The sequence below is a fragment of the Streptomyces sp. NPDC005866 genome (assembly GCF_040629895.1).
Taxonomy (GTDB): domain Bacteria; phylum Actinomycetota; class Actinomycetes; order Streptomycetales; family Streptomycetaceae; genus Streptomyces.
The window spans coordinates 60,925-84,405 of record NZ_JBEXWP010000032.1 but is presented as its reverse complement, the minus strand read 5'-3'; the positions used below and the strand labels follow the sequence as shown (position 1 = coordinate 84,405).

The 23,481-nt window shown below is 71.0% G+C and carries 24 protein-coding genes; 12 read left to right on the top strand and 12 right to left on the bottom strand.

The window, feature by feature from the left end; genetic code table 11:
- Positions 1 to 47 precede the first annotated feature (47 nt).
- Positions 48 to 884, top strand: a complete 837-nt coding sequence (locus tag ABZ396_RS35280; protein ID WP_358919924.1) for an aldo/keto reductase — start codon at positions 48 to 50, stop codon at positions 882 to 884.
- 184 nt (positions 885 to 1,068) lie between these two features.
- On the opposite strand, the gene ABZ396_RS35275 is transcribed toward ABZ396_RS35280, so the two are convergent.
- Positions 1,069 to 1,680: a hypothetical protein gene (locus ABZ396_RS35275; protein WP_358919926.1), complete on the bottom strand. Its 612-nt coding sequence runs from the start codon at positions 1,678 to 1,680 to the stop codon at positions 1,069 to 1,071.
- A gap of 226 nt (positions 1,681 to 1,906) precedes the next feature.
- Between ABZ396_RS35275 and ABZ396_RS35270 the strand changes: the two genes are divergently transcribed.
- A complete protein-coding gene (locus ABZ396_RS35270; protein WP_358919928.1) occupies positions 1,907 to 2,602 on the top strand; it encodes a glycoside hydrolase family 75 protein in 696 nt (231 codons plus the stop codon).
- Between the two features lie 32 nt (positions 2,603 to 2,634).
- On the opposite strand, the gene ABZ396_RS35265 is transcribed toward ABZ396_RS35270, so the two are convergent.
- Positions 2,635 to 3,336 carry an SDR family oxidoreductase gene (locus tag ABZ396_RS35265; protein ID WP_358919930.1) on the bottom strand — a complete coding sequence of 234 codons (702 nt, stop codon included), beginning with the start codon at positions 3,334 to 3,336 and terminating at the stop codon, positions 2,635 to 2,637.
- A 72-nt stretch (positions 3,337 to 3,408) separates the two neighbouring features.
- Between ABZ396_RS35265 and ABZ396_RS35260 the strand changes: the two genes are divergently transcribed.
- A complete protein-coding gene (locus ABZ396_RS35260; protein ID WP_358919932.1) occupies positions 3,409 to 3,600 on the top strand; it encodes a hypothetical protein in 192 nt (63 codons plus the stop codon).
- A 233-nt stretch (positions 3,601 to 3,833) separates the two neighbouring features.
- On the opposite strand, the gene ABZ396_RS35255 is transcribed toward ABZ396_RS35260, so the two are convergent.
- The 3 genes from ABZ396_RS35255 to ABZ396_RS35245 form a co-directional block, all read right to left on the bottom strand.
- Positions 3,834 to 4,745, bottom strand: coding sequence for a methyltransferase domain-containing protein (locus ABZ396_RS35255; RefSeq protein WP_358919933.1), 912 nt, complete (start codon positions 4,743 to 4,745; stop codon positions 3,834 to 3,836).
- A 435-nt stretch (positions 4,746 to 5,180) separates the two neighbouring features.
- Positions 5,181 to 5,930: a class I SAM-dependent methyltransferase gene (locus ABZ396_RS35250; RefSeq protein ID WP_358919934.1), complete on the bottom strand. Its 750-nt coding sequence runs from the start codon at positions 5,928 to 5,930 to the stop codon at positions 5,181 to 5,183.
- Between the two features lie 5 nt (positions 5,931 to 5,935).
- Entirely contained in the window at positions 5,936 to 6,241 is a 306-nt protein-coding gene (locus tag ABZ396_RS35245; RefSeq protein WP_358919936.1) for a 4a-hydroxytetrahydrobiopterin dehydratase, read from the bottom strand.
- A 201-nt stretch (positions 6,242 to 6,442) separates the two neighbouring features.
- Here ABZ396_RS35245 and ABZ396_RS35240 point away from each other — a divergent pair, with 201 nt between their 5' ends.
- The 4 genes from ABZ396_RS35240 to narJ all read left to right on the top strand — a co-directional run bounded on the left by ABZ396_RS35240 (position 6,443) and on the right by narJ (position 9,192).
- The gene (locus tag ABZ396_RS35240) at positions 6,443 to 7,273 is read left to right on the top strand and encodes a helix-turn-helix transcriptional regulator (RefSeq protein ID WP_358919938.1); all 831 of its coding nucleotides are present in this window, start codon (positions 6,443 to 6,445) and stop codon (positions 7,271 to 7,273) included.
- Between the two features lie 126 nt (positions 7,274 to 7,399).
- Complete coding sequence (locus ABZ396_RS35235) at positions 7,400 to 8,263, top strand: helix-turn-helix transcriptional regulator (protein ID WP_358919940.1); 864 nt, start codon at positions 7,400 to 7,402, stop codon at positions 8,261 to 8,263.
- 234 nt (positions 8,264 to 8,497) lie between these two features.
- Positions 8,498 to 8,701 (top strand): hypothetical protein, encoded by a 204-nt coding sequence (locus tag ABZ396_RS35230; RefSeq protein ID WP_358920072.1) that lies wholly within the window; start codon positions 8,498 to 8,500, stop codon positions 8,699 to 8,701.
- Positions 8,701 to 9,192: a nitrate reductase molybdenum cofactor assembly chaperone gene (narJ, locus tag ABZ396_RS35225; RefSeq protein ID WP_358919941.1), complete on the top strand. Its 492-nt coding sequence runs from the start codon at positions 8,701 to 8,703 to the stop codon at positions 9,190 to 9,192. Before ABZ396_RS35230 ends, narJ begins: the two co-directional genes overlap by 1 nt.
- Before the next feature lie 21 nt (positions 9,193 to 9,213).
- Here narJ and dnaK read toward each other — a convergent pair whose 3' ends face one another.
- The 7 genes from dnaK to ABZ396_RS35190 all read right to left on the bottom strand — a co-directional run bounded on the left by dnaK (position 9,214) and on the right by ABZ396_RS35190 (position 17,066).
- Positions 9,214 to 11,061, bottom strand: a complete 1,848-nt coding sequence (gene dnaK, locus ABZ396_RS35220) for a molecular chaperone DnaK (protein ID WP_358919943.1) — start codon at positions 11,059 to 11,061, stop codon at positions 9,214 to 9,216.
- A 134-nt stretch (positions 11,062 to 11,195) separates the two neighbouring features.
- On the bottom strand, positions 11,196 to 11,621 hold the full coding sequence (locus ABZ396_RS35215) for an OsmC family protein (protein WP_358919945.1): 426 nt from the start codon (positions 11,619 to 11,621) through the stop codon (positions 11,196 to 11,198).
- Between the two features lie 69 nt (positions 11,622 to 11,690).
- Positions 11,691 to 13,490: a hypothetical protein gene (locus ABZ396_RS35210; protein WP_358919947.1), complete on the bottom strand. Its 1,800-nt coding sequence runs from the start codon at positions 13,488 to 13,490 to the stop codon at positions 11,691 to 11,693.
- Positions 13,487 to 14,548, bottom strand: coding sequence for a MoxR family ATPase (locus ABZ396_RS35205; RefSeq protein ID WP_358919949.1), 1,062 nt, complete (start codon positions 14,546 to 14,548; stop codon positions 13,487 to 13,489). Before ABZ396_RS35205 ends, ABZ396_RS35210 begins: the two co-directional genes overlap by 4 nt.
- Positions 14,549 to 14,815: 267 nt before the next feature.
- Positions 14,816 to 15,673 carry a biotin-dependent carboxyltransferase family protein gene (locus ABZ396_RS35200; RefSeq protein WP_358919951.1) on the bottom strand — a complete coding sequence of 286 codons (858 nt, stop codon included), beginning with the start codon at positions 15,671 to 15,673 and terminating at the stop codon, positions 14,816 to 14,818.
- Positions 15,670 to 16,317: an allophanate hydrolase subunit 1 gene (locus tag ABZ396_RS35195; protein WP_358919953.1), complete on the bottom strand. Its 648-nt coding sequence runs from the start codon at positions 16,315 to 16,317 to the stop codon at positions 15,670 to 15,672. Before ABZ396_RS35195 ends, ABZ396_RS35200 begins: the two co-directional genes overlap by 4 nt.
- Positions 16,314 to 17,066 carry a 5-oxoprolinase subunit PxpA gene (locus ABZ396_RS35190; RefSeq protein WP_358920061.1) on the bottom strand — a complete coding sequence of 251 codons (753 nt, stop codon included), beginning with the start codon at positions 17,064 to 17,066 and terminating at the stop codon, positions 16,314 to 16,316. The genes ABZ396_RS35195 and ABZ396_RS35190 overlap by 4 nt, the downstream gene beginning before the upstream one ends.
- Positions 17,067 to 17,262: 196 nt before the next feature.
- Here ABZ396_RS35190 and ABZ396_RS35185 point away from each other — a divergent pair, with 196 nt between their 5' ends.
- The 5 genes from ABZ396_RS35185 to ABZ396_RS35165 all read left to right on the top strand — a co-directional run bounded on the left by ABZ396_RS35185 (position 17,263) and on the right by ABZ396_RS35165 (position 23,418).
- Entirely contained in the window at positions 17,263 to 17,982 is a 720-nt protein-coding gene (locus tag ABZ396_RS35185; RefSeq protein ID WP_358919955.1) for a DUF969 domain-containing protein, read from the top strand.
- Entirely contained in the window at positions 17,979 to 18,953 is a 975-nt protein-coding gene (locus tag ABZ396_RS35180; RefSeq protein WP_358919957.1) for a DUF979 domain-containing protein, read from the top strand. Before ABZ396_RS35185 ends, ABZ396_RS35180 begins: the two co-directional genes overlap by 4 nt.
- Before the next feature lie 61 nt (positions 18,954 to 19,014).
- Positions 19,015 to 19,665: a pyroglutamyl-peptidase I gene (pcp, locus tag ABZ396_RS35175; protein ID WP_358919959.1), complete on the top strand. Its 651-nt coding sequence runs from the start codon at positions 19,015 to 19,017 to the stop codon at positions 19,663 to 19,665.
- Entirely contained in the window at positions 19,665 to 20,672 is a 1,008-nt protein-coding gene (locus ABZ396_RS35170; RefSeq protein WP_358919961.1) for a DUF2891 domain-containing protein, read from the top strand. Before pcp ends, ABZ396_RS35170 begins: the two co-directional genes overlap by 1 nt.
- A gap of 397 nt (positions 20,673 to 21,069) precedes the next feature.
- Complete coding sequence (locus ABZ396_RS35165; RefSeq protein WP_358919962.1) at positions 21,070 to 23,418, top strand: GH92 family glycosyl hydrolase; 2,349 nt, start codon at positions 21,070 to 21,072, stop codon at positions 23,416 to 23,418.
- Positions 23,419 to 23,481 lie beyond the last annotated feature (63 nt).

Below are 23,481 nucleotides of genomic sequence, written 5' to 3'. Positions count from 1 at the left end.
TTGACGATGGGAGTACCACTTGTCGACAACCTAAGGATCGAGAGCTCGTGAGCAGCAAGGTCCCCCCGAAAATCCTCAACAACGGCGTCCAGATGCCCCAGCTGGGTTTCGGCGTGTGGCAGGTGCCGGACGACGAGGCCGAGCAGGTCGTCGTCACGGCGCTGGAGGCCGGGTACCGCAGCATCGACACAGCGGCGATCTACGGCAACGAAGAGGGCACCGGCAAGGCGATCGCCGCCTCCGGGGTGCCCCGCGAGGACATCTTCGTCACCACCAAGCTCCAGAACACCGACCAGGGGTACGACACCACGCTGCGTGCGTTTGACACGTCGATGGCGAAGCTGGGTCTGGACTACCTGGACCTCTACCTCATCCACTGGCCGCTGCCGGCACACGGCGAGTACGTCGACACGTACAGGGCGTTCGAGAAGCTGCACGCCGACGGCCGTATCAGGGCGATCGGTGTCTCGAACTTCCTCCCGGAGCACCTGGAGCGGCTGATCGCGGAGACCTCGGTCATCCCGGCCGTGAACCAGATCGAGCTGCACCCGCATCTGCAGCAGCACGCGGCACGGGAGTTCCACGACGAGCAGGGCATCGCCACCGAGGCCTGGTCCCCGCTCGGCCAGGGCAAGGGCCTGCTGGAGGTGCCGGCGATCGTCGCGATCGCGCGGAAGCACAACCGCACCCCGGCCCAGGTCGTGCTGCGCTGGCACATCCAGCTCGGGAACGTCGTGATCCCGAAGTCCGTGACCCCGTCCCGGATCAAGGAGAACATCGAGGTGTTCGACTTCAGCCTGGACACCGAGGACCTCGCGGCGATCAGCGCGCTCAACGAGGACCGGCGCATCGGCCCGGACCCGGCCACCTTCGGCATGAACTGAGCCGCCGACACGGCCTGAGCGGCCGACATGGGCTGAGCGGCCGACATGGGCTGAGCGGCGGCCCGGCTCACAAGGCGAGCCCACAGGCCCGGCTCACAAGCGGGCTCACATCGGCCGTCGGCCGTCCCGCCGTGTTCCCGGCGGGACGGCCGTTCCGCGTTCCCCGACTCGCGTGCGGGGCGCGTCAGTCGGAGTGCACGTCCGCGTGGACCACCTCGAACTCCTCCAGGCCGACCACGGTCACATGCGCCTTGGCCACGTCCTGGCGGCGGGCGGCCGCCTGGCCGCCGCGGGAGGCGGCCATCGAGGCGCGGTCGACGAAGAGCACGCCGACCGTGCCCCGGCCCCGCTGCCGGTCGACGAACAGGGCAGATCGCGCGAACCCGGGCAGCGTCTCCAGACGGGGTATCGCCGACGAGCGGAACGTCTCGACGAACAGGTCCGTGTCGGCCGGGTCGAACTCCACCCTGGTGGACCGCAGGCCTCCGCCCGCCCTCGGCAACTGCACCGAGTGGAAGACGGCCACCTCGTAGTTCTCCACGGCGACGGTGCCCGCGAACGGCTCCAGCATCGGCCCGCGCCGCTCGCTCATCACCTGATCACTGTTGCGCCGGGCCGCCTCCGAGCCCCACCAGCTCACCGCGAGCAGTTTGCCCAGGTCCCGGTCGACGAAGACGCCCGCGCCCCGGTATTCGGGACGTTCCTCCAGCAGACTGCGTCCTTCGCTGTTCAGAGCCCGGACGGCGGCCTCGACCTGTGCCGGATCGCCGGTGACGTACACCGTGCGTACGAACATGACCCCTCGCCTCCCAGGAGCCGCCGGAGCCACTGCTCAACACCCGCAGGGCTCCTGAATAAATGTTCGGAATGTCCTGCCCCACCAGTGTTGCTTGGCGTGCATATCACCGCAATGCACGACAATTCTTCAAGTTCACGCCGGAGGGTTGACGCGGACATGCAGCCGGGTCCACCTTGTACGGCACCCGGTCAGGAAACTTTCCTAACAGAAGGGCACCCCCACAGTGCGCATCCGAACACTGACCCTCGCCGCGGCCTCCGGGGCCGCGCTGCTGGCCGCCGGAGTGCTTCCCGCGAGCGCGTCCGGCACCACCGTCCCGAAGTCCGCCCAGGAGGGCTCGGTCAGCGCGGCCGACCTGCTCGCCAAGGTGACGTCCTGCTCCCAGATCTCGAACGGCAAGTACAAGACCGACGAAGAGACCTCGGCCACCATCCCCGTGTGCGGCAAGAACGGCGCGGTGTTCTGGAAGGCCGACATGGACATCGACTGCGACGGCCAGCGCACCACCAACTGCAACGAGAACCGCGACCCCTGGTACCAGGACGACACCGCGTTCCACCAGTCCGACGGCAAGCCCCTCAAGGCCGAATCGCTGCCGTACGTCGTGGTGCCCAGCTCCAGCAGCATCTGGAACTACTCCGGCGCCGGCATCAAGGGCGGCGGAGTGGTGGCCGTGATCTACAACGACAAGGTCGAGTACGCGGTGGTCGGCGACACCGGGCCCACGGGGATCATCGGCGAGGCGTCGTACGCCACCGCCAAGGCGCTCGGCATCGACCCCGACCCGGCGACCGGCGGGGCCGACTCCGGCGTGACCTACATCCTGTTCAAGAACTCCAAGGTGTCCCCCATCGAGAGCCACAGCGCGGCGGTGTCCCTCGGTGACCAGCTGGCGAAGCAGTTCCTCGCCGCCAACTGACCCGGGGCGGCCCAGGGCCTGTCCGGGGCAGGTCAGTTGGGCTGCCCCAGCGGGCGTACGACGAGCGTGTTGACGTCAACGCCGGCCGGCTGCCGGATCGCCCACACCACCGAGTCGGCGATCTGGTCGGCGGTCAGCAGAAGGCCGGGCGGCAGGCTGCCGTTGGCATCCCAGAACGGGGTCTCCACCCGGCCCGGCGCGACCAGCGTGACGCCGATGCCGAACTCGGTGACCTGGCGGCGGGTGTTCTCCGCGAGCCCGGTGACGGCCCACTTGGTCGCGCCGTACAGGTTGCCGGGCGTGTTCACGAACCCGGCGACGCTGCCGACCAGGACGATCCGCCCCCGGCTCGCCCTCAGGGCGTCGACGGAGGCCCGGATCAGCAGGGCGGGGCCGAGGACGTTGGTGAGGACCATCTCGGCCCAGCCCGCCGGGTCGCCGTCGGCGACGGTGTCGTGGGTGGCGAAGCCGGCGTTGGCGACGACGGTGTCGAGACGGCCGTACGCCTTGAGCGTACTGTCGACCGCCGCCTGGACGTCGGCGTACTCGGCGGTGTCGCCCACGACGGTCAACAGGCCGTCCGGCTCGCCGAGTTCCCCGGCGAAGGCGCGCAGCCGCTCCTCACCCCGGCCGGTGACGGCCACCCTGTACCCGGCGTCCAGCAGTTGCCGTGCGACGGCGGCGCCGATACCGCTGCCGCCGCCGGTGATGAGCGCGACCGGAGAGTCGGTCATGGTGTCCCCCCTGTGGTCCGGTGATCGACCGGAGTCCATCACTTCGAGCGCTCTCGATGTCAAGAACCGCAGGTGGCTCGGTACGGCACGGAGGCCCGCCCGTCTGTGATCCGGGCCCGGCTGCTCTCCGCACACCGGATCGTCGTACTGCGGGATCCGGTGGGGCAGCCGCCGGACCCGGCGCCCGGTGGAGTCATGAAGCGCAGGACGCTCACCGGGCGGTTCGAGGAGTGCGGGACTCGGGCGGTGCGGGGGCGCGGGTGAGCGTGTACGCGCTCCGCTGCTAGGGCCTGCTGCGAAAGTGCCGTCGTCCGCCCCGAGGGCGGGCCCCGGGGCGGGCTCCGCGGCGTCCGGTGCGTGCTCTGGGGGTCCCCCCGGCCGGAGGCTGGGGGAGTGCCGGGTGCAAGCCCTCGTACTGGACGTACTTGGGTTTGTGCCCGGTGCGGCGAGAGTGCGTGCCGGGCGTCGCGGGGCAGGCGGGACTCTCGCAGCAGGCCCTAGACGGGCCGTACGGCCGTGTGTACCGTCCGGGCGCCGAGGACGAACACGTCGGACCTGTGGTGGACGCTCGCCGGGTCGGCCGGGTCGAGGAGGCGGTCCAGGGTGGCGTGGTCGTCGGCGTCCAGACCGTCGCCGACGGTGTCGCGCAGCCGGGAGAGGATCTCGGTCACGTAGGCGCGGGCCCGGTCGGGGGCCGGGGCGGGCAGGTCGATGAGGAAGCTGCGGCTGCGGGCGTGCCCCAGGCCGGCGGAGTTCAGCAGCGCGGGCCAGTCCTCGGCCTCGGCGACGGCTCCGGGCAACTCGGTGCGCATCTGCGCGAACCACTCCTCCTGCAGCGCGTCCAGCCGAGCCTGGAGCCCGGGCCTGCCGATGCCGATGTCGCGGGGCAGGAAGCGGCTGGGCAGGCCGCCCTCGAGGATGGCCAGGGTGCCGCCGGGGGCCAGCCGCTCGGCGAAGGCGGTGAGCGCGGCCCGCTGGTCGCCGAGGTGGTGCAGGCTCTGCCCGGCCCACAGGAGATCCGCCGGGTAGTCCAGCTTGTCCAGGACATTCGGGAGTTCACCGGCGAGTACGCCGAAGCGGTCCCCCACGCCCAGCCGCTCGGCGCGGGCCCGGGCCCGGTCCAGGAGCGGTTCGCTGCCGTCCACGGCCAGCACCCGCGCACCCGGGAAGACCTCGGCGAACAGACACGACACCACACCGGGCCCGCTGCCCACGTCGACGATCAGTCCCGGCTCGGTGACCTCCTTGCCGAGCCAGCCCAGGGCGTTCTCGTAGAGCGGGGCGAAGAGCTCCGCCTGCGACTCCAGATGCGGGGCCATCTCGGCCCAGTCGATGTCAGTGTGGGCGTGGGTGTGCGAGTGGGTGTCGGTGTGGGAGTCGGTGTGCTTGTGCGGGTGATCGTGCGCCATGGGAGCAGCCTCTCGTCCGGGTGCCGCCAGCGTGCGCCGACGCACCGCCCGAAGGCCAGTCCTGTTGCCGGTGCGGCAAAAAAGTGGTTGCGAACGGCAAGCCGGCCACGGCACCCGCGCCTCTTTCATCCCTGTGTCCGGCCACTCCCTGCGAGCTGGAGCGGCCGGACGGGGAGCACTCGGCGGCGGAGTCCGTCATCCGCCGGGGAGGGCCCGGGAGGGCCGAGCCCCGGCGGACGCCAGGTGTCAGGACAGCGGCGAGTAGGCGTTCGCCATCAGCTGCTGGGCGGGGGCGGAGAACCAGTGCCCGGACAGCGGCGCGTACCGCCGTCCCGAACGACGAGGGCAAGGGCTTCGACCGGATGTGCGACCCCGTAGGCGTCGATCCCGGTGGCCGGGCCGGTGTGGTGAGCGTGCCCGGCTGGACGGCGGGTTTCAGCTGTCCGCGGGCTTTCTGAACGCCCGGACGCCGAAGCGGGGGTCGGGGCGGCGGCGGTCCTGGTGGGGCAGGGCCGCCAGCCGGACGGCGAACTCCTCGACGCGGGGGTCGCCGGGCCGTAGCACCGTGAACCAGCCGCGCCGCAGGTCGGCGATGGTTGCGCGGGGGGTGCGGCCCTGCCCGCGGCCGAGGAAGGTGGTCTGTCCGGCAGGGGACAGTGCGCTGTCCGCAGCGTGAGCCGTGACGACGGCGGCCGCGTCCGGGGCCGGGCGGCGCGGGCGCGGTGCGAGGACCGCGTCGATGTCGCTGCCGACATCGTGCGCGGCGGCCTTGTCGACGGTGGTGACGTACACCCCGCCGGGCCGCAGCACCCGGGCGCATTCGGCGACGGTGGCGCGGACCTCGGCGGTGTCCGCTATGAGGTGGAGCAGCCAGACGGTGGTCACCGCGTCGAACGTGGCGTTCAGGAAGGGTAGTTGACGGCTGTCGGCCAGCAGGACCGACCCCGGCAGCCGGGCCGCCGCCAGCCGGGCCATGCCGTACGCGCGGTCCGCCCCGGTCACCTGCAGCGCGGGGCGGCCGGCGGCCAGGCGACGGGTGACGATGCCGGTGCCGCAGGCGAGGTCGAGGAGGCGGCCGGGACGGTCGGGGATCAGACCGAGGACGGCGTCGGCGGCCGCCTCGGCGCGCGCTTCGCCGCCGCGCGTCGCGTCGTAGGCCCCGGCTTCCTTGTCGTAGTCGAGCACATGGCTCAGTGTGCGCCGTGGCCTGGGGCGATGTCCTCCACCCTGCGGGCGAGTTCGAAGTCCTTGCCGGTGACGGCGCCGCCCACGCTGTGGGTGTTCACGGTGAGGGTGACCGTGTTGTAGCCGAGGGTGAGGTCGGAGTGGTGGTCGAGCTCGTCCTGGATCCGGGCGATGTGCACGACGAGTGCGGCGGCCGCGAAGTGCGAGTGGAGACGGTAGGCGCGGGCGAGCCGGTCGCCGTCCAGCGACCAGCCCGGCAGCTCGGCCAGCCGGTCCTCGATCTCCTTCTGCGACAGCGGTGCGACGGCCATGGTGCGGCTTCCTTCCCTGAGGTGCCCGGAGGCGTACGTGGGTTCAGCCTGCCACGACCAGGACTTCCGGGCGCGTTCGCACGGGTGCCGGTCTTCCGTGACCGGGGTGGCCGGCGAGCGGGCGCGGGATGCGCGGCGGCGCGCAGTCGGCGCAGGTTCTCGGCTCGGAGACCCGCACGCCCCTCGGCTACGGTCGTCCGTATGACCGTTGCCGCGTCCGGCCCCGCCGCCCTCCCGCCCGCCCCCGAAGGGAAGGGCGTCGGCCCGCTGCTGCGCGCCTGGCGGGAGCGGCGGCGGGTCAGCCAGCTGGAGCTGGCACTGCGTGCCGACTCCTCGGCCCGGCACATCAGCTTCATCGAGACCGGCCGGTCGCGGCCCAGCCAGGAGATGGTGCTGCGGCTGGCCGAGCACCTGGACGTGCCGGTCCGGGAGCGCAACGCGCTGCTGCTGGCGGCCGGTTACGCCCCGCACTACCCGGAGACCCCGCTGGACGACCCGGCGCTGGACGCCCTGCGCGACGGCATGGAGCGGCTGATCCAGGGCTACGAGCCGTATCCGGCGCTGGTCGTGGACGCCATGTACACGGTGGTCGCCGCCAACCGGGGCATCACGATGCTGCTGGCGGGCGTACCGGAGTCACTGCTCACGCCCGCGCCGAACGCGATGCGGCTGACCCTGCATCCGGAGGGCCTGGCACCGCGGATCCGCAATCTGCGTGAGTGGCGCGGGCATCTGCTGGAGCAGATGGAACGGCAGATCGCGCTCCACCGCTCCGACGCGCTGCGGGAGTTGTACGAGGAGGTCGCCGCGTATCCGGCCCCGGCGGGCGTGGACGACGGCCGGCCCGCCGAGCCGGTCGCCTGGTTCGCGCTGCCGATGCGGATCGAGCACGAGGGGCGGGTGCTGTCGTTCGTGTCGTCGATCTCGACGTTCAACACACCGATGGACGTGACGGTCGCCGAGCTGGCCATCGAGACGTTCCTGCCGGCGGACCCGATTACCGCCAAGTACCTTCACTCGCTGGCCGGTTGACGAGGAATTCCACCAATGGGGGTTCCCTGCCGGTCCGGCGCAGGAATATGTCCCTCGTCCAGATGTGCGAGGCGGCATCGCGTGGCACACTGCTCCCCGTACTTGTGCGCGTAGGGGAGGCGTGGCGTGAGTGAGCGGCGTGCTGCGCCCACCGTGGGACAGGTTGTGCTCGGCAAACGGCTGCAGGAACTGCGGGAGGCCTCCGGTCTCGGCCGGGACGAGGCGGCGCGGGTGCTGCGGGTGGCGCAGGCGACCGTACGGCGGATGGAGATGGCCGAGGTCGCGCTGAAGATCCCGTACGTCCAGGTGCTGCTGGAGACGTACGGAGTGCCCGAGGAGGAGCAGGCCGCGTTCGTACGGCTGGCCGAGGAGGCCAACCAGCCGGGCTGGTGGCAGCGGTTCCACGACGTACTGCCGGACTGGTTCAGCCTGTACGTGAGCCTGGAGGGCGCGGCCCGGGTCGTCCGCTCCTACGAACCGCACTTCATCCCCGGCCTGCTGCAGACCGAGGCGTATGCGCGGGCCGTGCTGGAGGCCGGGACGATAGGCCACAGCGACCCCGCGGCCGTCGAACGGCATGTGTCACTGCGTATGACCCGGCAGCGGCTGCTGGAGCAGGACGATCCGCCGCACCTGTGGGTGATCATGGACGAGACGGTGCTGCGGCGCCCGGTCAGCATCCACTCCGAGGTGATGCGTGACCAGGTCGACAAGCTCCTCGCCTTCGCCGGACGGGACCGGATCACGCTCCAGATCGCCGAGTTCGCGAGCGGCCCGCACCCCGGGACGTACGCGCCGTTCACGCTGTTCCGGTTCGCCGAGCCCGAGCTGCCCGACATGGTCTTCACCGAGTATCTGACCGGTGCCCTGTACCTGGACTCCCGCGACGAGGTAGGCGCCCATCTGGAGGTCCTGGACCATATGACGGCCCGGGCCGCCTCGACGCAGCGGACCGAGGAACTGCTGCAGGAGTACCGCGACAGGCTCTGACGGCGTGACATCCACGGCCTGGAACTGCTCGGCCCCGGGGTGATCCCGGTCTCCGGCCGGCGCCCGAACCCTCCGCTTGAGCCGATCGGGTGAGAGGACCGGCGACACATCCGGATGTCCTGGACAGGCGACCCGATCGCATGGCCGGCCAGGTGACCCGTTCGGATCGTCTGGACGGGTGCTCTCCCGCCCTCGCCCCTAGCGTCGAAGCAAAGAGTGAGCAAAGGAGCGCAGGTGAACGGCACGCAGACACCTCCCAGGGAGCCCGGCGCGGCCCTGCGCGGCGCCGCCCGGTTCTTCCGCCCCGGCATGGGCGGCGACGGACCCTCCAGTCAGGACTCGGGGCGCAACCTGCTCCCCCTCGTGTCGGTGGAGAACTTCCACATCCTGCGCAGACGGCAGACCGCCGACACCACGGACGAGGCTAAGGAGGCCTGATGTCCACGGACGCGGTGTTCTACCAGGCGGCGGCGCTCTGTCTCACCTATCCGGACGACGACTTCATCGCCCGGCTGCCGCTGCTGCGCGAGGCAGCCCCGCAACTGCGGGAGTTCACCGAACACGCGGCGGTGACGCCACCGCAGGAGCTGGCCGCGCACTATGTGCAGGTCTTCGACTTCAAGAACCGGCACAGCCTCTATCTCAGTTGGTGGCACGACGGCGACACCCGCCAGGGCGTGTCCCTGGTCCGCTTCAAGGACGTCTACAAGGCGTACGGCATGGAGTTCACCGGCGAGGAACTGCCGGACTTCCTGCCCGCCGTCCTGGAGTTCACGGCACGCTCCGGCAACACGGACCTGCTCACCGAGCACCGTGACTGTCTGGAGCAACTCCGGCGCAGGCTCACCGACTTCGGCACACCGTACGCGTGTGTCCTGGACGCGGTCTGCGCCGCCCTGCCGGCCGCAAGCACCGGAGCCGGCCCATGACCGTCCGTTCCGCCCTGCGTATCACCCGGTCGCGCCCCTCTCGTCGTCCACGATCTCCGCGTCCACCACGGCCTCTTCGTCGGCCTCGGGCGCCCGCTGTTCCTCGGCCGAACCGCCGGAGGCACTCGCATACATGGCCTGGCCCATCCGCTGGCTGACGCTCGCCAGTTTCTCGACGCCCTGCCGTAGCTCGGCGGTGTCGGCGTTCCGCTCCAGCAGCGCCTTGAGCTCGGTCGTCGCCGACTCCACGTCGGCCTTCGTGTCGCCCGGCACGCGGTCCTCGTTCTCCCGGAGGAACTTCTCGGTCTGGTAGACGAGTTGTTCGGCCTGGTTGCGGGTCTCGGCGGCCTCGCGGCGTTTGCGGTCCTCTTCCGCGTACTGCTCGGCCTCCCGCATCATGCGGTCGATGTCGTCCTTGGGGAGGGCGGAGCCACCGGTCACGGTCATCTTCTGTTCGCGGCCGGTCGCCAGGTCCTTCGCCGAGACGTGCATGATCCCGTTCGCGTCGATGTCGAAGGCGACCTCGATCTGCGGTACGCCGCGCGGTGCCGGCGGCAGCCCGGTGAGGTCGAAGACGCCGAGCTTCTTGTTGTAGGCGGCGATCTCCCGTTCACCCTGGTAGACCTGGATACCGACCGACGGCTGGTTGTCGGCGGCGGTCGTGAAGATCTCCGCACGCCGGGTCGGGATCGTGGTGTTGCGCTCGATCAGCTTGGTCATGATGCCGCCCTTGGTCTCGATCCCCAGGGACAGCGGGGTGACGTCGAGGAGCAGGACGTCCTTGACGTCGCCGCGGATGACACCCGCCTGGAGGGCGGCGCCGACCGCCACGACCTCGTCCGGGTTGACGCCCTTGTGCGGGTCCTTGCCGGTGAGTTCCTTGACCAGGTCGGTCACGGCGGGCATCCGGGTCGAGCCGCCGACCAGGATCACATGGTCGATCGCGGACAGCTCCACGCCCGCGTCCTTGACGGCCTGGTGGAAGGGCTTCTTGCAGCGGTCCAGCAAGTCCGAGGTCAGTTCCTGGAACTGAGCGCGCGTCAGCTTCTCGTCCAGGTGCAGCGGGCCTTCGGCGGAGGCGGTGACGTACGGCAGGTTGATCGACGTCTCCGTGGACGAGGACAGCTCGATCTTCGCCTTCTCGGCGCCCTCGCGCAGCCGTTGCAGCGCCATCCTGTCGTTGGCGAGATCGATGCCGTACTGCCCTTTGAAGCGTTGGACCAGGTGCTCGACGATCCGCTGGTCCCAGTCGTCGCCGCCGAGGTGGGTGTCGCCGTTGGTGGCCTTGACCTCGATCACGCCGTCGCCGATCTCCAGCAGGGAGACGTCGAAGGTGCCGCCGCCGAGATCGAAGACGAGGACCGTCTGCTCCTCGCCCCGGTCGAGGCCGTAGGCGAGCGCCGCGGCGGTCGGCTCGTTGATGATCCGCAGCACCTTCAGGCCGGCGATCTCCCCGGCCTCCTTGGTGGCCTGCCGCTGCGCGTCGTCGAAGTACGCCGGTACGGTGATCACCGCGTCGGTGACATCCTCACCGAGGTACGCCTCGGCATCCCGCTTCAGCTTCTGCAGCACCCGAGCCGACAGCTCCTGGGCCCGGTAGCGGGTGCCGTCGACGCTTCCGCTCTCCGGGAACCGCCAGGCACCGTCGCCCATGTGCCGCTTCACCGAGCGCGCGGTGCGGTCCACGTTGGTCACCGCCTGCCGCTTGGCGACCTCGCCGACCAGCACATCCCCGTTCTTCGCGAAGGCCACGACCGACGGGGTGGTGCGCGCCCCCTCTGCGTTGGCGACGACGGTGGGCTCACCGCCCTCCAGGACGGCCACCACCGAGTTCGTCGTACCGAGGTCGATCCCGACCGCACGTGTCATGTCCGTCCCCTTCCGCCCGGGTACTTCCCCGACTCCAGCACAAAACTTGAGCGGGCCGTTGTCAATGCCGAGTACCCGTGAACGACGATGCCGCGCCCCATGACGGGGACGCGGCATCCGGAGGAGTAAGACGGTCAGGCGAGCTTCGCGTCCAGGGTGATGGTGGTGCCGGTCAGGGCCTGGCTGACCGGACAGTTCTTCTTGGCGTCCTCGGCGGCGGAGACGAAGCCGGCCTCGTCCAGGCCGGGCACCGTACCCTCGACGGTCAGATGGATCCCGGTGATGCCCTCGCCCGGCTGGAAGGTGACGTCGGCGTTGGTGACCAGCTTGGTGGGCGGGGTGCCGGCCCCGGCCAGGGCGTGCGAGAGGGCCATGGAGAAGCAGCTGGAGTGGGCGGCCGCGATCAGCTCCTCCGGGCTGGTCTTGCCGTTCGCGTCCTGGGAGCGCGAGGCCCACGTGACCGGCTGCTGGCCGATACCGGAGGAGTCGAAGGTGATGACACCGTTGCCCTCGAGGAGGTTGCCTTCCCAAACGGTGTGAGCGGTGCGCGTGGTGGCCACGGTTGTTCCTTTCGGCGTACGAAGGCGAATGAACCGGTTTCGCTGCCTCCCATCCGATCACATCCAGGCTCACCGCACGCGGAAGACCGGCCCACGGGGGGTGAACGGCAGGCGACGGCCGTCGGGGATGAGGTACGCGTGCTCGCGCCGCACCCGCAGGACGTCGCACCAGCCGTCGGTGATCACCAGGACCGGGGCGTTCGCCGGGAAGTCGTCCGCGCGGTGCAACAGGTCGATACCGGGCTGGAGGACGGTGCCGCCGCGGCCGTGCACCCGGACCCGCCCGGCGATCTCGGTCGTCGGCAGGTATCCGGCGTCGTGCGGGGCGGCGTCGCAGAACACGACACGGGCGGCCGGTACGTCACGGGCCTCGGCGTAGGAGGCGATCGCGCCGAGGGCCTTGCCGAGCAGGGTGCGGTCCATGGAGCCGGAGGTGTCCAGGACCACGCCGAAGGTGCAGCGGGCGATCTCCTCGGGCGGGAAGTACCGTCCCGCGCGCGGGATGTCCGGGGTGGACGACTGGCGGCGCGAGGGCCGGGCGTACGACCGTACGGCCGCCGGGCTGGGCACGTACTCGTCGAACCAGCGGGCGAGTCGGGCGTCCCAGGGCAGCGGCGGATGGCTGAGCGCGCGGATCTCCTCGACCAGGCCGCCGGGCAGGAAGCCGCGGCCCTGCGCCTGGTGCAGGTCGAGGCCCTGGCCGAGGCCCCGGCGGTAGAACTCGTCGAGGTCGGCATAGGCGCCGGGCGGCCCGAGCGGCGCGCCCAGGACGTCACCGCGCCCCTTGCCGCGCAGGGTGGCCAGGCGCCGCATCCGGCGCAGGTCGACGGCGATCCGGTCGTACACCTCCTCCGCCGACAGGTCCTTCAGCTCCGGGTCGTGCAGCAGCCCTTCGGGCATGGTGCCGACGCGCATCTCGACCAGCCAGCCGTTGATGACGTAGTCGCAGGCGATGTTGAAGAGGTAGGGGTCGCGGCTGCCGAGGCGGTCGCCGTGGCGCAGGGCGGCGTGCAGCATCTCGTGGGCGAGGACGAACCGCCATTCCTCGCCGTCCAGGGTGCGCAGCGGGTTGATGTAGATCTCGCCGGCCTGGGGATTGACGGCGGCGATCGCGATGTCGTGGGCGCGGGCCAGTTCGGCGTCGGCGACCAGCTTGATGCCGGCCGCGATTCCGCCGAGCAGCGGATAGGAGGCGATGAACCAGCTCAGCGCCTGTTGCCAGGGGCGCAGCGGGGTCGGCGGCCCGGTCATGGAGGCGCGGCGGCCGCCGGCCAGGTCCATCGCCCTGGACATGGTGCGGGTCAGCGCGTGCGCGAACGCCACCTGCCAGTCGGGGATCTGGCCCGCCCACTTGTTCCAGGAGAGGAGGAGCTGGTCCGGTTCGCCGCCGCTGGTGCCGCCGCGCTCGTACGCGGCCGGGATGCCGCCGACGCGGCGCCAGCCGGCGGCGAGCCGTTCTTCGTCGCCCTCCGGAAAGGACGCGGGCAGGTGGTCCGGTGCCTCGCCGGCCGGGAAGGTCTGCAGGAATCGGTTGACGACGGTGCAGCGGGCGGCGAGGTCGTAGTGGTCGGGCTGGGTGCGCGGCCCGGTGGCGGCGGGCAGGTGACCGAAGCCGAGATGGATGGTGCAGTGGGCCAACGCCCACGCCCACTCGGCCGGTTCGGCACGCCGGGTGGCGTGGGCGTGCAGGACGCCGTCGGAGTCGGCCCGTACCAGCCCTTCGTGGGGCGCCAGTTCGCACGTCTCGTGCCGGCAGATGGTGAACTCGACGGCCCGCAGCGCCGGGTTGGCGCGCAGCAGCTCGACCCCGGCCGCGAAGTTCTCCGCGGCGGGGTCCTTCTTCTGTTCCTTGCGGCCGCCGCGGCTCATCGTCGGGCTTCCACCAGCCGGGGCATGTCCCGGGCGGCCTCGATCAGGAACCAGGCGGGCAGCACGGGGTTGCCGTCGGCGTCGGAGGCGATGACGGTCTGGGCGACCTCGACGGAGATCTCGGCGAGCTGCACGAGCAGCGACTTGGCGCGGTACGCCGTCTGCCGGCCGTTCGCCGACATGTGCTCCTTGTCGACGGGCAGCTCCTTGACCAGCCGCCCCCGGAACGACTCGGCGAGGTAGTACAGCAGGTCGCGGTCCTCGGTCCGGTGCGGCCAGCCGGCGTCGCCCTTGAGGATCGCCTCGATGCCGAACCGGCTGCGCACGATCTTGACGTATCCACTGAAGGCGGTGGCGTGGGCCGAGGTGAGGGTGCCGTGCGCGAGGACCTTCAGGGTCTCCTCGTCCAGGTCGCGCCCGAAGGAGTGCAGGGCGTCGGAGAGCATGTGCCAGGAGCGCGGGGTGGAGAACGGCTCCTCGGTCTTCGGCGGCTTGGACCACAGATGGTCGGGCCGGTCGGTGAGGTGGTCGAGGATCCACGGGTGGATGCCGTTGCCCGCGGCCCAGGCGAGCCAGTCGTGCGCGGAGGCCTCCAGGTGGACGTGGGCGAGCCGGTTGACGAGCGCGGAGGCGATGGGCCGGGCGAGGGCGTTGTCGGTGGCCCGGTTGCCGGCGCCGATGACGATCGACCCCTTCGGCAGTTCGTAGTTGCCGATCCGGCGGTCGAGAATCAGCGAATAGAACGCCTTCTGCACATCGGGGGTGGCCGCGTTCAGCTCGTCGAGGAAGAGACAGTACGGCTCGTCCCGGGCGATCGCCTCGGGTGGGCAGAACACCGACCGCCCGTCGCGGATCTGCGGGACGCCGATCAGGTCCTCGGGCGCGAGCTGCGTACCGAGCAGGCTCACGCACTCCAGCCCGAGCGATGCGGCGAACTCCCGCACCAGCGAGGACTTCCCGATCCCGGGGGCGCCCCAGATGAAGACGGGCCGGACGGTGGCGAGGCCGAGGAGGAGCTCGGGGAGGCGGGCGGGGGTGACGGTGACGGCTGCCTGCAAAGGGTGGGCTCCTGAGGAGTGTTTGAGGAGGGTGACGACTACCTCCGACTCGAACCAGTGTGTGCCGGGAGCCAGAGGAACGCAGCTGATTTATCCCCGCCCAGGGTGGAGCAGGACGGTGCGGCCGCGGCGGTCCGCCTCGGCATGACTTGCTCGGCCAGCTAGGGCCTGTCCGGCGGATCATGCCGCAGACGCGGGGTCTGGCACGCCCATCTGCGGCGTTGTCGTCAGTCGCCGACGCTCCACGGGGCTCGGCGACCGGGCCCGTCATCCCAGCGTGAAGCGCACCGGCGTCGCCACCGCGGCCTGGGCCACCGACGCCAGGGCGGCGTCCGCGACGACGCCGATCACCGGGTAGCCGCCCGTCGTCGGGTGGTCGTGCAGGAACACCACCGGGCGCCCGTCCGGGGGCACCTGGACCGCGCCGAGCACCATGCCCTCACTGGGCAGCTCCTCCGTCACCTCGCGCTCCAGTGGCGGCCCTTCGGTGCGCAGGCCGATGCGGTTGCTGTGCGGGGACACGCGGTACGTGGCCGAGGTGAGGGTGCGCAGTGCCGCGGCGGTGAACCAGTCGGCGCGGGGGCCGAGCCGCAGCGGCAGGACGAGTTCGGTGGGCGGCGCCGACCAGGGGGCGGCGGCGGGTAGTGCCGCCCACCTGGCTGAGGCTCCCAGCGGGAGCACGTCCCCGTCGCGCAAGGGCGCCGGGCCGAGCCCGGAGAGCAGGTCCGTCGAACGGCTGCCGAGGACCGGCTCGACGGCGACGCCCCCGGCGACGGCCACATACGAGCGCACGCCCGCCGTCGCCGTGCCCGCGTTGAGCACGGCGCCCGCGGGCACCGGCACCGGCGCACCCCAGGCCACCGGCCGCCCGTCGACCGTCACCGGGCAGGGCGCCCCGCCGACCACCACGGTGACGCCGCGGTCGGGCCGCAGGGCGCAGCCGGTCAGGGTGGTCTCCAGAACGGCGGCACCGGGGTCGTTGCCGACCAGCCGGTTCGCGAGTGTCATCGCGGGCGCGTCCATGGCGCCGGAACGCGGGACTCCCAGGTGCGCGTGACCGCGCCGACCGGAGTCCTGGATCGTGGTGAGGGCGCCGGGTCGTACGACGGTGAGCTTGGCGCTCATGCCGCACCGGCCGCTGCGACGAATCGCACCCGCGTTCCCGGGGTGAGGAGCGCCGGTTCGTCCCGAGCGAGGTCCCACAGCGGAGCCGGGTCGGGCATGGTGCCGATCAGCTGCCAGCCGCCGGGGGTGGCACGCGGGTAGACCGCGCTGTAGGGGCCCGCGAGCGCGACGGCTCCGGCCGGCACCCGGGTACGGGGCGTATCGCGGCGCGGCACGTGCAGTTGCGGGGGCAGTCCGGTGAGGTAGCCGAACCCTGGCGCGAAACCGCAGAAGGCGACGGAGTACGTGTACGAGGAGTGGCGTGCGGCGACCTCATCGGCGCCGATCCCCCACAGGACGGCCACGTCGGCCACGTCCGGCCCGTCGTAGCGCACGGGAATCTCTATCGTTCCCCGGTTGTCGGCGGCCTGTGCCGGCATGTCCCAGTCGGCGAGCCGGCGGGTCAGCCCCTCGGGGTCCGCGACGCCGTCCAGCAGGACGGTCCGCGCCCCCGGCACGATCTCCTCGACCGGAGGCAGGGTGCCCGCCGCGCGCAGCCGCAGCAGTTCGGCGTGGAAGGCTCCGGTGCGCTCGGCGTCAGGCAGTTCGATGAGCAGTGCGTGCCGCCCGGCGGGCCGGATGTCCAGCAGCCGGCGCCCGGTCATGCGAATGCCCCGACCGCGATCCCGGCCGTCTCGAGTGCCTCGCGCACGCGTGCCGCGATCCGGGCCGCGCCCGGGGTGTCGCCATGGACGCACAGGGAGCGCGCGGCCACCGCGACGGTGGTGCCGTCCACGGCCTCGACCGCGCCCTCCGTCGCGAACCCGAGCGCCCGCCGCACCACCGCGTCCTCGTCGGTCAGCACGGAGTTCGCCTCGCGGCGCCCGACGAGTGTGCCCTCGGGGGTGTAGGCGCGGTCCGCGAAGGCCTCCGGTACGCCTATGAGCCCCGCGTCCTCGGCGGCGGCGAGCAGCCGCGACCCCGGCAGACCGAGAACCGGCAGCGACCCGCCCGCGAGCTGCACTCCCGCCACCACGGCGGCGGCCTGCTCGGCGTCGCGCACGGTGCGGTTGTACAGGGCGCCGTGCGGCTTGACGTATGCCACCTGGGCCCCGGCAGCCTCGGCGAAGACTCTCAACGCGCCGATCTGGTAAGCCGTCTCGGCCGCCAGTTCGTCGCCGGGGACGTCCATCGCGCGCCGCCCGAAACCGGCCAGGTCCCGGTAGGACACCTGTGCCCCGATCCGTACCCCGCGCTCGGCGGCCAGGTCACAGACGCGGCGCATCACGGAGGGGTCGCCCGCGTGGAAGCCGCAGGCGACGTTGGCGCTGGTGACGACGGAGAGGAGGGCACCGTCGTCGGTGAGGGTCCAGCGGCCGAAGCCTTCACCGAGGTCTGCGTTCAGATCGATCATCACGCCCGGAACGTAGTCGATCGTTGAACGATCCGACAAGGGGGCAATTTCGCCGTCTCAGAGAAACAGCGAGCCAACCCCCTTGTTCCATCGTTCAACGATCCCCTAAAGTCCGTGCATCCCACACGGATACGATGCCCTCCGGATCCGTGCCGCCCCTGGCGCTGTGCCCCTTACGCCTGAAGAAGGCCACCGCATGATCGTTCTTCTCGGTGTGGTCGTGGTGATCCTCGGATTCGTCACGCGCCGCAATCCCGTCCTAGTGGTCGGCGTCGCCGGTATTGTCACCGGACTGCTCGGCAGGATGAGCCCGCTCAACATCCTCGCGGCATTCGGCCGGTCCTTCGCCGACAGCCGCTCGGTCACCATCTTCGCCATCGTCCTCCCGGTGATCGGGCTCCTGGAGCGCTACGGCCTGCGCGAACAGGCCCGCAATCTCATCGGCCGTCTCGGCGGCCTCAGCGCCGGCCGCTTCCTCGCCGTCTACCTGCTGGTCCGTCAGGTCACGGCGGCCTTCGGCCTCAACAACATCGGCGGTCCCGCGCAGACCGTGCGGCCGCTCGTCGCGCCCATGGCCGAGGCCGCCGCCGAGCGCTCGACGGGAGCGAAGCTGCCCGACCGCCTCCGCGAGAAGGTGCGTTCGTACTCCGCGTCGGCCGACACCGTCGGCGTCTTCTTCGGCGAGGACTGCTTCATCGCGATCGGCTCGATCCTCCTGATCACCGGCTTCGTGAACTCGACGTACCACCAGAACCTGGAGCCGACCCAACTGGCCCTGTGGGCGGTCCCGCTCGCCGTCTGCGCCTTCCTCATCCACGGCACCCGCCTGCTGCTCCTGGACAAGCAGCTCCAACGCGAGATGGCGCTCGCCGCCGCCGAGCACGACCTGCCGCTCGCGAAGGGGACCACCAAGTGATCAAGGTCGAATGGCTCTACTGGCTGGTGGGCCTCGTCTTCGTCGTCATGGCCGTGCAGATGGCGGCCGACCGCAGCAATCCCAAGCGGTGGACGTCCGCGGCCTTCTGGGGCCTGCTCGGGCTCACCTTCCCGTACGCCACCGGGGTCGCCAACGCCACCGCGGGCGCCGGGAGCTGGACCCTGCCCGCCGAACCGCTCGGCGTCGCGGTCCTCGCCCTGATCGTGCTGGCCGGGTTCAACTTCCTCGGCAAGGGCGTCCCTGACACCACCACCGACGAGCAGCGCGAGGCCTCCGCGGCCCGGCTCGGAAACAGAATCTTCATCCCCGCCCTGACGATCCCCCTCGTGGCCATCGTCTGCGCCTCCCTGCTAGACACGTCCGGGCTGTTCGAGACGGGCAAGGCCACCCTCCTCGGACTCGGCGTCGGATGCATCGTCGCCCTGGTCGTCGGCATGCTGGTCACCGGTGAGAAGAAGCTCTCCGTCCCGATCCACTCGGGGCGTTCCATGCTGGAGGCGATGGGCTCCGCCCTGCTGCTGCCTCAGCTCCTCGCCGTGCTCGGCTCGATCTTCGCGCTGGCCGGAGTCGGCACCCAGGTCGGCAAGATCGTGAACGATGTCCTCCCGGGGAACTCCAAGTACCTCGCTGTGATCGCGTACTGCCTCGGCATGTTCCTGTTCACCGTGGTCATGGGCAACGCCTTCGCGGCGTTCCCCGTGATGACCGCGGCGATCGGCTGGCCCGTCCTCATCGAGCAGATGCACGGCAACGCCCCGGCCATCCTGGCGATCGGCATGCTCGCCGGCTTCAGCGGAACCCTCTGCACACCGATGGCCGCCAACTTCAACATCGTCCCGGCGACACTGCTCGAACTGAAGGACCAGTACGGACCGATCAAGGCACAGATCCCGACGGCGCTCCCGCTCCTGGTCTGCTGCACCGCGATCATGGCGCTCTTCGCCCTCTGAGCCCTCGCGGCGCCTGCCTTCCGATCCGCCCTCCAAGCCATTCGACCCGCAAGGAAGTGCCATGACCCGTGTACTCATCACCGGCTTCGCCCCCTTCGACGGCGAGAGCGTCAACCCCTCCTGGCAGGCGGCCTCCCTCGTGGCCGCCGAGCCGCCCGCCGGGCTCACCGTGACTGCCACCGAACTCCCCTGCGACTTCGGCAAGTCCATCGACGCGCTGCGCGACGCCATCCGCGCTGCGACCCCCGACCTGGTCGTCTGCCTGGGTCAGGCGGGCGGCCGCCCCGCCGTCACCGTCGAACGCGTCGGCATCAACATCGACGACGCACGCATCCCCGACAACGCGGGCAACCAGCCCATCGACGAACCGGTCGTCCCGGGCGGCCCCGCCGCGTACTTCTCCACCCTGCCGGTGAAGGCCTGCGTCGCCGCCCTGCGTGAGGCGGGTGTCCCCGCCGCCGTCTCCCACACCGCGGGCACCTTCGTCTGCAACCACGTCACCTACGGCCTCGGCCACCTCATCGCCACCGAATTCCCGCACGTCCGCGGGGGTTTCGTGCATGTCCCCTGGGCGCCGGAACAGGTCACCGACGGCACCGCCCCGGCCCTGGAACCCGCCACGGTCGCCCGCGGAGTGCGCGCGCTGCTGGTCACCGCGGCCAACTTTCCCGCGGACCAGGACCTGTTGGTCACCGAGGGAGCCACCCACTGATGCCGCTCACCACGTACGCGGCCGACTTCGCCCGGCTCGCCCTCGCGAACGTCACACGGGAGTACCCCAACTTCCCCGCCCACCTGGTGACATCAGCGGACGAGCAACTCCGGCCGACCGCCCTGCATCCGGCCTTCTACGGCGCCTACGACTGGCACTCCTCGGTCCACATGCACTGGCTGCTCGTCCGCCTGCTGCGCCGCCACGGCGAAACGCCCGCGTTCGCCGACACCGCGCCGGTCGTCGACGTACTCGACAGCCACCTCACCCCCGAGAACCTCGCCGTCGAAGCCGCCTACCTCCGCGACCGGCCCTCCTTCGAACGGCCCTACGGGTGGGCCTGGCTGGTCGCGCTCGCCGCCGAGTGCCGGGCGTACGGGGGTGCGTCGGGCGCCCGCTGGTCGGCGGCCCTGGCGCCGGGTGTCGCCGTCGTCGACCGGCTGCTGGCCGACTGGCTGCCGAAGGCCACGTATCCGGTACGCCACGGGAACCATCCCAACAGCGCCTTCGCACTGGGACTCGTACTCGACGCGGGGGAACTGCCCACCGCGACCACCGAGGCCGTACGGCAACGTCTGCTGGACTGGTTCGCCGACGACCACGACGCGCCCGCGCACTGGGAACCGTCGGGGCAGGACTTCCTGTCCCCGGCGCTGACCGAGGCCGACGCGATGCGCAGGGTGCTGAGCACCGACCGGTTCGCCCGGTGGCTCGACCGCTTCCTGCCCACGCTGCGGTCCGGCGCCCCCTGCCCGCTCCTTGACGTGCCTGTCGTCTCCGACCACGCCGATCCGCAGATCGGCCATCTGCTGGGCCTCGCCCTCAGCAAGGCCGCCGCGCTGCGCTCGATCTCGTCGGCCCTGCCCGGCGGACCGGTGCGCACGCGCCTGGCCGAGGCGGCCGAAGCACACCTCACCGCGGGCCTGCCCGCCGTGGACCGCGGCGACTTCACCACCGACCATTGGCTGGCCTCCTTCGCCACATTGGCCCTTGATCCCGCGACATGAACGCCCCGGTTCGTCTGTCCGGGCAAGGAACGCAGTCATGCCCGAGCGGCCCAGCGCGTGGGGCCGGCATGGTCACCGAGGTCCGCCGCGACTCCCCGACCGAGTAGCTCCACCGCCCGTTCAACGCGGTCGCGGGCAGCGGCAACGTCACCTTCCGCTGCGCGGTGCCGTCGGCCGCGCAGGTCAGTACCTTCCACCGGGCCGCGGCGAAGGCGGTGATCGCGTCCGCTGTGCGGTCCAGCGACCCGCGCAGTCCGAGGAGACCACTCGCTCGTGCCGAAACCTGCCGCCGAACTCCGCGGCCCGCGCGAACTCTTGACGAGTACACGTACAGCACAAAGAATGAGCGCGCCCTGTCTGACAACGTTGTCTGGCCTTCGGGGAGGCGCTTCCGCCCATGAAATGGACCCATCCGCCCACAAGTTGGACCCGACGCATACGCGGTGCGGGCACGGTGGTCGCAGCGGCAGCCCTGCTCGGCGCCGCCCTTGCCGTGCCCACGGCCCAGGCCGCCGCCCCGCAGGAGAGCCAACTCACCGATCTCGTCAACCCGTTCATCGGAACCCAGAACGAAGGCAACACCTATCCCGGCGCGGCCGTGCCCTTCGGGATGGTGCAGCTCTCACCGGACACCGGGCACAACACCGGCTACGACTACTCCCAGAACCACATCCGGGGCTTCTCACTCGTCCATCTCTCCGGCGTCGGCTGCGGCTTGGGCGGTGACCTGCCCGTGCTGCCGACCACCGGTGACGTCACCGAGACGGACTACGCCAAGTACCAGGCCGAGTTCAGCCACGACGCGGAGACGGCGAGCCCCGGCTACTACAAGGTCGGTCTGAAGACCGACATCGACGCCGAGTTGACCGCGACCGCCCGCACCGGTGTGCAGCGTTACACCTTCCCCGCCACCGACAAGGCCAACGTCCTGCTCAACGCGGGGCAGTCACTGCACCGCACGGTCGCCACCAAGGTCGAGGTACTCGACGCCCGGACCGTGCGCACCGCGATCACCGGCAGCGGATTCTGCCAGGACACCAAGCCGTACACCGTCTACACGATCACCCGCTTCGACCGCCCGTTCACCGCGTTCGGCACCTGGAACGGCTCCACGGTCACCGACGGGTCGAGGACCGGCCGGGACGGCGCGTACGTCCGCTTCGACACCAGCCACGACCGGACCGTCGAGGCCACGACCGCACTCTCGTACGTCGACGCACACGGCGCTGCCCTGAACCTCCGCGCCGAGGGCGGTCGTTCCTTCGACCAGGTCCGCGGTGCCGCTCGGCGAGCCTGGGAGGACCGGCTCGACGACGTCCGCGCCCAGGGCGGGAGCGACACACTCCGCCGCACGTTCTACTCCTCCCTGTACCGGTCCTTCCTCGCGCCCAACATCGGCAGCGACGCGGACGGTCGCTACACGGGCTGGGACCAGAGGATCCACCGCGCGCACGGCTTCACGTACTACCAGAACTGGTCCCTGTGGGACACCTACCGCACCCAGTCCCAGCTCCTGTCGCTGCTCGCGCCCCGCGAGGCCCGCGACATGGCGATATCCGTCATCAAGATCGACGAGGAGAGCGGCTGGCTGCCCAAGTGGGGGTACGGCACGGTCGAGACGAACATCATGACCGGCGACCCGGTCACTCCGTTCCTGACCAACGCCTACCAGCAGGGCCTGCTCAAGGGCTACGAGGAACGGGCCTACCGGGCCCTGAAGAAGAACGCCGACGGGGTGCCGCCCGCCGACTCGCCGGCCGTCGGCCGCGAGGCCAACCAGGAGTACATCGCCGGCGGCTTCGCGCCGTACATCAAGGACCGCCCGCACGCGAAGCCCGGCGACTCGGACTACGACCACGGCGCGTCCGCGACTTTGGAGTACGCGCTGTCGGACGCGATGCTCGGTGAGATGGCCCGCGATCTCGGCCATGACGCGGACGCGGCGCGCTACGCCGCCCGCGCCCAGAACTACCGCAGGATCTTCGACGCCTCGACCGGCTTCTTCCGCGCACGCGACGCCTCCGGTGCCTTCACCGGGCCGGACGACCCGGCCAAGAGCGAGGGATTCCACGAGGGCACGTCCTGGCAGTACCAGTGGCTCGTCCCGCAGGACCTGCCGGGAATGGTCGACCTGATCGGCGGCAAGCAGGCGGCCAACGACCGGCTGGACTCCTTCTTCGCCTACGGACAGCTCGTGCAGGATCCCGCGAAGACCGCCCGCGAGGTATGGGTGAACGGCCCGTACGCCTACTACAACGCGGACAAGTACAACCCGCAGAACGAGCCCGACCTCATAGCGCCGTACACCTACCTCTCGACCGGCCAGCCGTGGAAGACCACCGACGTGGTGCACGCCGCGCTGACCCTCTTCACGGACACCCCGACCGGCATGACCGGCAACGACGACCTCGGCACCATGTCCGCATGGAACGTGCTGTCGTCCATCGGCATCTTCCCGGTGCAGCCCGGCTACGACACCTGGGGCCTGTCCACACCCGTCTTCGAACGGATCGACCTCACGCTCGACCGCCGCTACTACCCGCGTGGCTCGCTCACGGTGACGGCACCCGGGACATCGGACAGCCGCCGCTACATCCAGTCGGCCCGAGTCGACGGCTCCCCGTACGGCCGCACGTATCTGACGACGGATGCCCTGCGTGACACCCGGTCGCTCGCGTTCACGGTCGGCGCCGAGCCGTCCGGATGGGGAACGACCGCCGAGGCCGGGCCTCCTGCACTGAACTGACCCACGGGTTCCCGCGCGGCCGAGCCGCCGTACACGGCCGGGGCCCGATGCGTGCCGCCTTCC